Genomic DNA, 9,717 nt, shown 5'->3' on the forward strand with positions numbered 1-9,717 from the left:
TTTGCTCCAAAGCGCTCCGTGCGCGCCTTGGTATACCATGTACACCATTTCCAGCCACATTCAGCACCGTCGCACAACCCAGAAAGGCCCCCCATGGACACCACCTTCAGCCACATCAAAGCCGTGTTCTGCGATATCGACGGCACGCTGCTCACGAGCCAGCACGCGGTGTCCCCGCGCACCGTGGCGGCGATTCGCGCTCTGCGCGAGCGCGGCGTGCTCTTTGGCCTGTGCACCGGGCGCGACGCCCAGGCGACCGAGGCCATGTTTGGGCTCTGGGGTATCGAAGGCCTGGTAGACGTGATGGTGGGCTGCGGTGGCGCCGAGGTCATCGACCGCGCGCATGACATCAACGAGCTGAGTTATCCGCTGCCGGGCGAGACCATCGCGCGCATTTGCAAGCACATGGCGGACCTTCCAGCAACGCCCGTCTGCCCCCGAGACGGCGTGTTCTACGTGCCCGAGAGCAACGCGTGCGTCGAGCACCTGTCGCGCGTCGACGGCGTGCCCTACCAGGTGGTCGATTTTGCCGAGTTTTTGCGCGAGCCGCAGCCCAAGGTGATGTTTACCATGGCGCCCGAGGTAATGCCGCGGGTGATTGAGCGGGCGTCGACGTTTGCCGATAACACTGTTAAGGCGGCGGCTCTGCAAACCACGCAGCGGCTCTACGAGTTCATGGATCCGCGCGTGTCCAAGACGCGCGGCCTTGTGCGCGTGGCGGAGCTCAACGACATGGAGCTCGAGAACATTTGCGTGTTTGGCGATGCCGATAACGACACCTGCATGGTGGCCGACGCCGGCGTGGGCGTGGCCATGGCAAACGGCAGCGACGCCACCCGCGCCGCCGCCGATTTTGTAACCGCCAGCAACGACAAAGACGGCATCGCGATCTTTATCGAGGAACATTTGCTGTAGCGTTGGGGCAGAACCACCGCAAAGGGGACAGGTGCCTTTGTGGTGGCCTCAGGCGATTTGGGCGAATTGATACCGAAAATCTGTGTGAAAATTCAAATATTGTTGTCTGAACACCATTCTTCAAACCACCGATGGGTTTAAGATATTCTCATCAGTTTGGTAGGATATTCCTCTCGGTAAATGTCCTACCGCTCATGGTCGCTTTCGACTGTTCACAGGATGCTTGCTCTTGAGCAAAATGTTGTGCAAATAAATCTAATGCCATTAAAAAATGATGGGCAACTAAATTACCAGTAGAAACAAAAAATAGATAGCGAATAAACGAAGGTAAATCTGAGCAATTGTCAAGAGAATTGACAATTCGCTACAAAACTATCGGTTTATTTGCCCAGATGTTCAAACAATCGTTAGAATAGTCATTACTAAGCGTGCGCAATTTCAGGTTGCGCAGATACGTTTGATAGTGAAAGAGCACGATCGCGGTCTCTTGGGGAGGAGACATCGATGAAAGCGAATTCAGACAAATCTAAGCAGAACAATAAAGCGGCACATCGTGTGCTAGCAGGTGTTTTGTGCGGAGCTTCCGTTTTGAGCCTGGTACTGTCGCTCGTTATGCCCCCGATCTCGCAGGCCATCGCCAGCGACACCCAGACAGTTTCTACCGAGGAAACTGTAATGGGGTGCTCAAAGTGAAGAAGTTCGCCGCATGTAGCTTTATGGCAACTGTTCTCGTTGCAAGCACGCTGCTGTCCCCGTTCAGCGCGGCCACCTCTGCGAGCGCGGCTACCACTGTGAACAAGGGCATCTACAAGCCCACGCCTATCGGCATCGGTACGAATATCGATGTCTCTACCCCCGATCCCGGCGTGGCCACCTACGTCGGCCGCGACATGTACATCGGTGGTAAACCGAGCAACACTAAAACTCTTGATGCGGGCAACGCCCCCGCCGGCTCATATGCCGCTGAGGCGGAGGGCCTTACCGTGGTCCGTGGCAAGCTTGCCATGAATCCACTCAAAGAGAGCTGGCCCTATGAAGGTATTGGCGCTGGTTTCCGCTTTGGCACCGTTGGTTTTGGTTCCCAGTTCCGTCCTGTCGACGGCAGCACCGTGCTTGCGGTGGCTGGAATCGACAGTGCGATCACCAACATGAGCGTTGGTTACAGTGGCGACTTGCCGGGGAAGACTACCGTTGGCGCTTGGAACAAAGGCGCTTGGGTCGGCAAAGCGAGAACGGCTGACTCCGCTGGCTATGACTACACCGCGAAGATCGCCGGTCCCATTACCTATTGGAATACTAATAACGGGCGCCAGTCTGTGGTGAAAACCCAGGGTTATTGGTACGCGGGCGAGAACGCTCAGGACAGTACTCTGTTCAACCAAGTTAACTTCCTCAAGGACATTAATGGCAAGGATTATTCGAATTACAGCGGAGAGACAGGCTATCTCAACACGCTTTCTAATCAGCTGAATTCGTTTGCGAAGACGGGCAAAGTGAGCTACGGCGTTGCTTCGGCGTGCGATAAGGACAACCGCTACATCATCAACAAGTACAACAACAAGACGGATTGTAGCTATGGCCTGGTGTTTGATGGGTCGTATAAGACCATCAATGAGGACTGCGCCGATACGTCGCTCAATGGTAAGCAATTCAAGAATAGCGAGCGTCTTATCACGTTTAAGGGCGACAACACCTCTATGCAGCAGGTGTTCACCATCGATGCTTCTCAGCTGAGCAATACATACAACAACGAGTATTATCGTGGCGTTGATTTCGCATTCGAGGACATTCCCGAGGGCGCCTCGGTTGTTGTGAACGTTACCGGATCTTCGAATATTGAGTTCCACAATGGCTGGCGCTTTTGGTGGAACGGCATCGAGATTTCGCGTGGTTACGAAACTCAATATTCCGGCAAGGCACTGGGTGAAGCATACGCGACGGCTTCCCAGTCCATCATGTGGAACTTTGTCGATACGCAAAGCCTTACCATTCGGGGCGGCATCGCGGGAGAGGACCGCGCGGACTGGGAATACGATGGCGCAACTACCGGTGCCAAGTGGACTGACGACGATCCTGCGGCGGCTATGATCGGATCGATTCTCGTTCCCAACGGAAGCTTCGACGACCATGTGACCACCAATGGTCGTGTGTACGCCGGCGCCGATTTCTCAATGAACAGCCCGAAGGTTGCCGCAGCATTTGGTGAGGGTAACTCGGCTTCCGTTATCGATATGGACCAGGAGCGTCACAACTTCCCGTGGTCTGGCTCGTATACACCGGACGGTTCCTCCATTGCATGGAGCAAGGTCGACGCTGCGGATGGTACTAAGCTGCTTCCCGGTTCCTCGTGGACGATATACGGCACTGTCAAAGATGCCAAGAACGGGACGGGTCCCATCGTTACGGTAACGGATGGCGCTGCCAACGATTACGCTTCTACTGATGGCAAGCTTCAGTTCAACTATTTGAACCAGAAGGCCGATCCGAGTAAGGAGATCTCGGATTCTAATCCGGCATTCACCTATTACATCAAAGAGGAGACGGCGCCGGAGGGTTACCAGGTTTCGGACAAGATCTACTACGCAACCATGAACAATGCTGGTGAGTCGGTGAACTATGTCCAGGGCTACGTGGATGAGAACGGGAACGAGGTTCCGTTCACACCTTCTAACACCACGGGTGCCATCGCCAACACCAAGATCACCGGTACGGTGTCTTGGGCCAAGGTGGAGAAGGACGATGCAGAACACACTCCTTTGGCTGGTTCCGAGTGGAAGCTTGCGAAACTGGGTGCCGATGGCTTGACTGAGGCGCAGTCCTGGACCGTGAGTGACCAATCGACTCCGAGCGAAACCACTTGGGCCGATACCGACGCCAAGGATGGCAAGTTCACATTGGCCGATTTGCTGCCGGGCACGTACACGCTCACGGAGACCCAGGCTCCGTTTGGCTACGAACTGAACAAGAACACCTACAAGTTCACGGTGGACAGCACAAGCGGCTCCATTACGTGGATCGAGAACGAGCAGCCGAACATCGTTGATGGCATTACGTACATCTCCGACTCGTGCTCCGTTACGTCCGTGAAAATCCCGGTGATTAAATCCGTCCGTAATACGGACTGGCCGAAGGATTCCAGCGGTAAATACGTTGCGTTCGACTTCAGCATCGAGGCTACGGGGCCAAATAAGGATAGCGCTCCTATGCCTGACTCGAAGACTATTTCCGTCGCTCCCGCAGACTCCACCAAGGTCAACGACATCGAGGCATCTTTTGGCGAAATCTCGTTCTCCAAAGAGTACCTCGCCACGAACGACGCTTCGAACCCGACGGGCGCCAAGACTTACACCTACACGGTGAAGGAGGTCGCGCCCGACGCCGATGCCATCGACAAGCTCCGCTACTCCAAGGCCGAGTACCAAGTGGCCGTCACCGTGAAAGCCGTCTTGGACGAGAAGACCGGCAAGTACACCGGCCTCACCACCTCCACCACGGTCACGCAGGTGAAGGACGACATGGGCAATACTGTGAGTAACACCATCGGCAAGGACGCCGAGCCAAACGCCATCCCCGCCTCCACCTTCACCAACGTGAAAGTCCTCACGGACCTCCCGCTCACCGGCGCGGGTTGGACCGAGAACTCCATGCTCCTCGTGGGCGCCGGTCTCATGCTTCTGGGCGGTATCGCCGCGGGAGCGTATTGGATCGCTACAAAGCGCCGCTAGGACGATTCGTCTGATGGCGCATGTAGATAGATGTTTATGAATGTCGGGCTTATTTCTGAAAGGGGAATCATGAACCGATTAGTACAAAAGCTGATCGCCGGCGCCGCCGCCGTAGCGATCGCCGTAACCGGCCTGGTGGGTGGAGCGCCCACGGCCAAGGCTGCGCCAGTCTACAGCATTACGATCAACAAGCAGTCGACGGATGCTGCCGATCACACGTTCAACGGCTGGCAGCTTGCCGAGCTGAAGGACGTTGTTGTTGGCAATGACAAGTCGATTGCCTATACGATTGATACCACCGATGCGCTCGTGAGCACCATCGAGGGCGCGATGAACTTCAATGCTGTCATTGATGGGACGGGCGATGCCCGGAACGTGCTTACTGCCTACAAGCAGGACAAGAACTTCTTTGTGTCCGAGGGCAACGCGTCGAACAACCCTATGGGCTTCCTGATCATGCGGGTGTTTAGCAATAGCGGAGCCCCTAACCTCTCCTCGCCTTGGAACAATGATGCCGCGCTGCGCACCTTTGCCCAGAACCTCGAGGACCAGACCTTCCCTGGTACTCCTGCTGCAACCGAGTTCACCACGTCTACGGCCGGCAACGCCAATGTGAAAACCTTTAACGTCCCGGGTATCTGGTTCCTGAAGGACGTTACCAATCCCGCTGCGGACAAGGAGTCCTTCTCGCTGCCCATCATTACGCCGACGAGCATTGCGGGCACCGATGTCGATGGCACCGTTACCGTGAAGAACGTGATTCCGACCATCTCTAAGCATCTTGCCAATGCTGACGGCACCTACAACTATGAGCCGTCCTTCTCCGTGGGCGACACCGTGTACTACACGCTTGAGACTACCGTTCCGTACTACACCGGCTATTCGACCAAACGTGTGTTCAAGATCAACGACACTGCTAGTTCTGCCATTTCTTCGATTGTCGGTAACGTCGCCACGGGCGTAAAGGTTGAATCGGTCAAGGTTGGAGACGTTACTCTTAAGGTGGGTAACGACTACAGAGTTTCCTATGCTGCCACTTCTGATACCGATAGTAAGTACGCCGGAGGTGTAGATACCGTCATCGACCTTGGCAACTACGTGAACCAGGTTGCGGGCGCTACTGCGCTGAACGAGGGCGCAAAGGTGATCGTACTGGTGAGTGCTACCCTTGATGCAGATGCCAAGCTTTCTGACTCCACCGCCATCCAGGGCAACCCCAACAAGGACTCACTTACCTGGTCGCACAACCCCAACAACATCTCCGATGAGCAGACCATTCCTGGTAACGAGGTGAATGTCTACTCCTATAAGTTCAACATCGTGAAGACCGCCAAGGACATGACCACTAAGCTCTCGGGTGCTAAGTTCACGATCAAGGCGGGAAGCAGCTATCTCGGTTACGAGAACGGCGCATGGAAGACCCTGACCACGACTCCGACTAAGGATACTCAGGGTGGTGCCGAAGTTGGCGTGTTCGCCACCGACGATGGCGTCATCAACTTTAATGGTCTCGACGCTGGCACGTATGAGATCGAGGAGATCGTTCCTCCCAATGGTTACACCGCCGTCTCCCTGCCGAAGTTCACCTTTACGGTATCCGCTACGGTGAAGTCCGACGATCCCGAGGGCCAGAAGACCATCACTGCTGTCTCTTATGCCAAGGACGCTACCGATCCTCGCGTCTCCGTTGAGAACTCGACCATCAAGATTTGGAACGCCAAGAACCTCACCGAGCTGCCCTTGACCGGTGACCTGGGCATCAAGGTTTTCATCACCGTGGGCGTGCTGCTCATGGCTGCTGGCGCCGCCTTTGCCCTGAGTGCACGTATGCGCTCTTAATTCCCTAGCTTGATGACGCGGCGAGCGGGCGATCGTCGTCTCCTATCAGCGCCCGTGCGCCGCGTTCTCACATTCCCTTTCGCCGCACCCCGTCGCGCTTGGACCCGCGGCGGGGTGTGGTGCATTAACCGTGTCCTCGCACCCACACCCCCGGAGGTGAACCACATGAAGGCAATCAAGCCCGTATCGACGATGCGCACGCCGAGCGTCGGTTCGAACCCGGCTTCCCCCAGCCGACGTAAACCGCCCCTCGCCCTGCGCCTGCTTTCCCTTCTGTGCTTTGTCGCCGGCTTTGTTATCGTGGCCACGCCCCTCGCCCTGCGCGCCATGTCCCAGGCCGAGCAGACGGCCGCAGTTACCGCGGCCGCCAACACGGTTGATGGCTGGCCCTATCCGAAGGCGGAGGAGGCCCTCGCGGCCGCGCGCGCCTACAACGAGCAGTTGGCCGCCGGCGATCAGGACGTTATCGGCGAGGTCGTGGATCCGTTCGGTAGTACCTCCGGCGCCTCCACCGCCTCTGGCTCTGAGGATTCCATCGCCTCGCAAGATACAACCTACCAGGGGCTTCTTAACGCGGGATCGGGCCTTATGTGCTCGGTGCGCATTCCCAAGATCGACGTGAACCTGCCCGTGTACCACGGCACCTCTACCGAGGTGCTCGCTGCGGGCGCCGGCCACCTATATGGAACATCGCTGCCCGTGGGCGGCGCGAGCACGCACGCCGTGCTTACCGGCCACCGCGGCGTGCCAGGCTCGCTCCTGTTCACGCGCTTGGATGAGCTGCAGGTTGGCGACTCGTTTTACATCGAGGTGATGGGCGAGGAACTGGGTTACAAGATCGACCGCATAGACGTGATTACGCCCGACGACGATTCCAAGTTGCGCGTGACCGCCGGCGAGGACCGCGTGACGCTCATGACCTGCACGCCCTACGGCGTGAACTCGCACCGCCTGCTCGTATCGGGCGTGCGTGCGGAGATTCCGAATGGGGTGCCCGTGCCCGAGGACGCGCAGGGCATCAACACCACCGCGGTGGCGCTGGGCGTTTTGGGCGCGCTGCTGGCGATTGTTGTGGGTCTCGTTGCGGCCGGGCACGTGCGCAAGAAGCGGCGCGCGGCGCAGCGTGCTGCCGTTGCCGCCGCGGTGACGCTGGACGCCGGCGCGGCTGCTGGCGAAGGCGGAAACGGGTGGACCGCGGGAGCCTCCAGGCCTGCGGTCCCCTTCTCCTCCTCTGCTTCAGCCTCCTCGGCTTCCCCCGATTCCGATGCTGATTCTCCCGAGTATCGCGGGCGACACCTGCGCTAGCGCCCGCGTTGGTGCTCGATATCGCTCGAAGTGCAGCGCCTTCGCTCGCTTCCTGGTCATTTGCCAGAACCGCGGCGCTATCCCGAACATGCCGTACGACGCGATGGTCGAGCTTCCCGCCTACATCGGCAAGAACGGCCCCGAGGTCATCTCGCGCGACAACATCCCGCTGTTCCAGCAGGGCCTCATGATGCAGCAGCTCAACTCCGAGAAGCTCGTGGTCGAGGCGTGCATCGAGGGTTCGTATGAGAAGGCACTCAAGGCGTTCACGCTCAACAAGACCGTGCCGTCCATGACGGTCGCCAAGGAGATTTTCGACGACATGATCGAGGCCAACAAGGATTTCTGGCCTGAGCTTAAGTAACGAGGCCTTCGACGGCCCGACTGCGAACGGTTCGCAGCGGCCTTTGAGGTCCATAGGCTCCCCCTGGGGTCCATCCTAGGGGGGAGCCTCTCAGAAGCGCCCCGAGGGGCGCTTCTTGTGTATATGGAGGCAAAAGGGATATACAGTCTTCATATACGGCCTCCTTTTAGTAGGGTCGATTTCTCCGGTTGATTTCTGATCTCAGCTGAACATACTGAGCGGATAGGCCGTTCCCGCAGTTAGCCGAAAGCCCCCGGGGTCCCTCCCGGGCTCCGGGGCGGCATTTTCCCAGTTGAAGGAACGGTGGAGATGTGTTTCGGTGGGTCCGGTGGCCATGCTCCGCTCTCCGCTCGGCACCTCTTCCAAGGGAACCGACGAGGGCGCCGGCGCCCGGTTGATTTCCGATCTCAGCCGAACACATTAGGCGGACAGGCCGTTCCCGCAGCTAGCCGAACGCCCCCGAGGCCCCATCCGGGCCCCGGGGGCGCCGTTTTCCCAGTTGATGGAACGGTGGAGATGTGTTTCGATAGGTCCGGCGGCCATGCTCCGCCCGCCGCCCGGCACCTCTTCCCAGACTCAGCCGGACGGTCGGTCCGTCTATTCCGTTTTTCTTCTAGGCTAGGCCAGCGGGGCATCGCCCCTCTCTGCGCGCGCCCTCTCGATGAGCCCCGGCGTCAGGTCGAGATCGCCGAGTGCCACGTCCCCCACGCCGTAGGCGTCCAGCAGCGCCGCCGCGTCCTCCCCGAGCATCGCCCTGAAGGCGCGCGCGGGCGTCGCGAAGCCGAGCGCGCCGCGGGGCTCGGAGTTCACGTGCGACATGGCCAGCGCCAGGTCGGCCGGGGCGAGCCGGTCGAACCTGATTCCGGCGCCCTTGGGCAGCAGCTTCCTGATCTCGACGTGGTTGCGCTCGCAGGCGCCCTTCTGGTCGCTGCGCCTCGGGTCGCAGTAGAACAGCCTCGTCTCGCCCGGCCCCTCGCCGAGCAGCGCCGCGACCGCCGCCTCGTCGGAGAACTCGGCGCCGTTGTCGGTGAGCACGGCGCGGAAGACCCTGCCCATGCCGTCGGCGCCGAGGACCGCCCGGACGCCCTCCAGGGCGCCCGCGACGCACCCGGCGGTCTTCTCCGCCAGCGGCAGCGCGAGCTGCAGCCTGCTGGGGCGGTGCAGCAGCGTGAGCAGGCAGGCGGAGTCCTCCCGGGCCCCCTCGACTGTGTCCATCTCCCAGGCCGCGGCGCACGCGTCCTCCCCGAGGGCGAGGAACGCGGCATATGACCTGCGGGCGGAGTGGCGCGTGGCCGCCCGGACGGCGGCGCGCCTCCTCGGCCTGTAGCCGACCTTGCGCCTGAGCTCCATGTTGGTCATGCCGTCGTAGCCCGCCGAGACCCAGCGGTAGATGGTCGACGGCGACAGGTCCACCGGGCCGCCGTTGCGCGCCGCCATCTGCTCGGGCGACAGCCCCCGGCGCAGACAGTCCCTTATCGCCTCCAGCCTGGCCGCCGCGGCGGGCTCGTCGGCGTCTATCCCGCGCCTGGACGAGACGAGGACCGAGTCGGCGCACAGCTGCGCGGCCCG

The 9,717-nt window shown here is 59.6% G+C and carries 6 protein-coding genes; 5 read left to right on the forward strand and 1 reads right to left on the reverse strand.

Translation table 11 applies throughout. The annotated features are described in order from the left end of the window. Window positions 1-93 precede the first annotated feature (93 nt). The 5 genes from AB5202_RS06495 (at window position 94) to AB5202_RS06515 (ending at window position 8,148) form a co-directional block, all read left to right on the forward strand. Window positions 94-915, forward strand: coding sequence for an HAD family hydrolase (locus tag AB5202_RS06495; protein WP_368143951.1), 822 nt, complete (start codon window positions 94-96; stop codon window positions 913-915). Between the two features lie 680 nt (window positions 916-1,595). Further along, window positions 1,596-4,640: a SpaA isopeptide-forming pilin-related protein gene (locus AB5202_RS06500; protein WP_368143952.1), complete on the forward strand. Its 3,045-nt coding sequence runs from the start codon at window positions 1,596-1,598 to the stop codon at window positions 4,638-4,640. 69 nt (window positions 4,641-4,709) lie between these two features. Next, window positions 4,710-6,479: a SpaA isopeptide-forming pilin-related protein gene (locus AB5202_RS06505; protein WP_368143953.1), complete on the forward strand. Its 1,770-nt coding sequence runs from the start codon at window positions 4,710-4,712 to the stop codon at window positions 6,477-6,479. A 165-nt stretch (window positions 6,480-6,644) separates the two neighbouring features. Beyond that, window positions 6,645-7,784 (forward strand): class C sortase, encoded by a 1,140-nt coding sequence (locus AB5202_RS06510; RefSeq protein WP_368143954.1) that lies wholly within the window; start codon window positions 6,645-6,647, stop codon window positions 7,782-7,784. Beyond that, window positions 7,744-8,148, forward strand: coding sequence for a family 4 glycosyl hydrolase (locus AB5202_RS06515; RefSeq protein ID WP_368143955.1), 405 nt, complete (start codon window positions 7,744-7,746; stop codon window positions 8,146-8,148). The genes AB5202_RS06510 and AB5202_RS06515 overlap by 41 nt, the downstream gene beginning before the upstream one ends. A gap of 618 nt (window positions 8,149-8,766) precedes the next feature. Here the strand turns inward: AB5202_RS06515 and AB5202_RS06520 are convergent. After that, window positions 8,767-9,717, reverse strand: a 951-nt coding sequence (locus AB5202_RS06520) for an IS30 family transposase (protein WP_368143956.1), incomplete at its 5' end; no start/stop codon positions are given.

The organism is Collinsella aerofaciens (genome assembly GCF_040915545.1).
In the GTDB taxonomy this organism is placed as follows: domain Bacteria; phylum Actinomycetota; class Coriobacteriia; order Coriobacteriales; family Coriobacteriaceae; genus Collinsella; species Collinsella aerofaciens_BE.

What these genes read in the sequence shown, in the direction of transcription:
- AB5202_RS06495 (WP_368143951.1), top strand. Translation starts at nt 94, where the DNA reads ATGGACACCACCTTCAGCCACATCAAAGCCGTGTTCTGCGATATCGAC.
- AB5202_RS06505 (WP_368143953.1), top strand. Translation starts at nt 4,710, where the DNA reads ATGAACCGATTAGTACAAAAGCTGATCGCCGGCGCCGCCGCCGTAGCG.
- AB5202_RS06510 (WP_368143954.1), top strand. Translation starts at nt 6,645, where the DNA reads ATGAAGGCAATCAAGCCCGTATCGACGATGCGCACGCCGAGCGTCGGT.
- AB5202_RS06515 (WP_368143955.1), top strand. Translation starts at nt 7,744, where the DNA reads ATGCTGATTCTCCCGAGTATCGCGGGCGACACCTGCGCTAGCGCCCGC.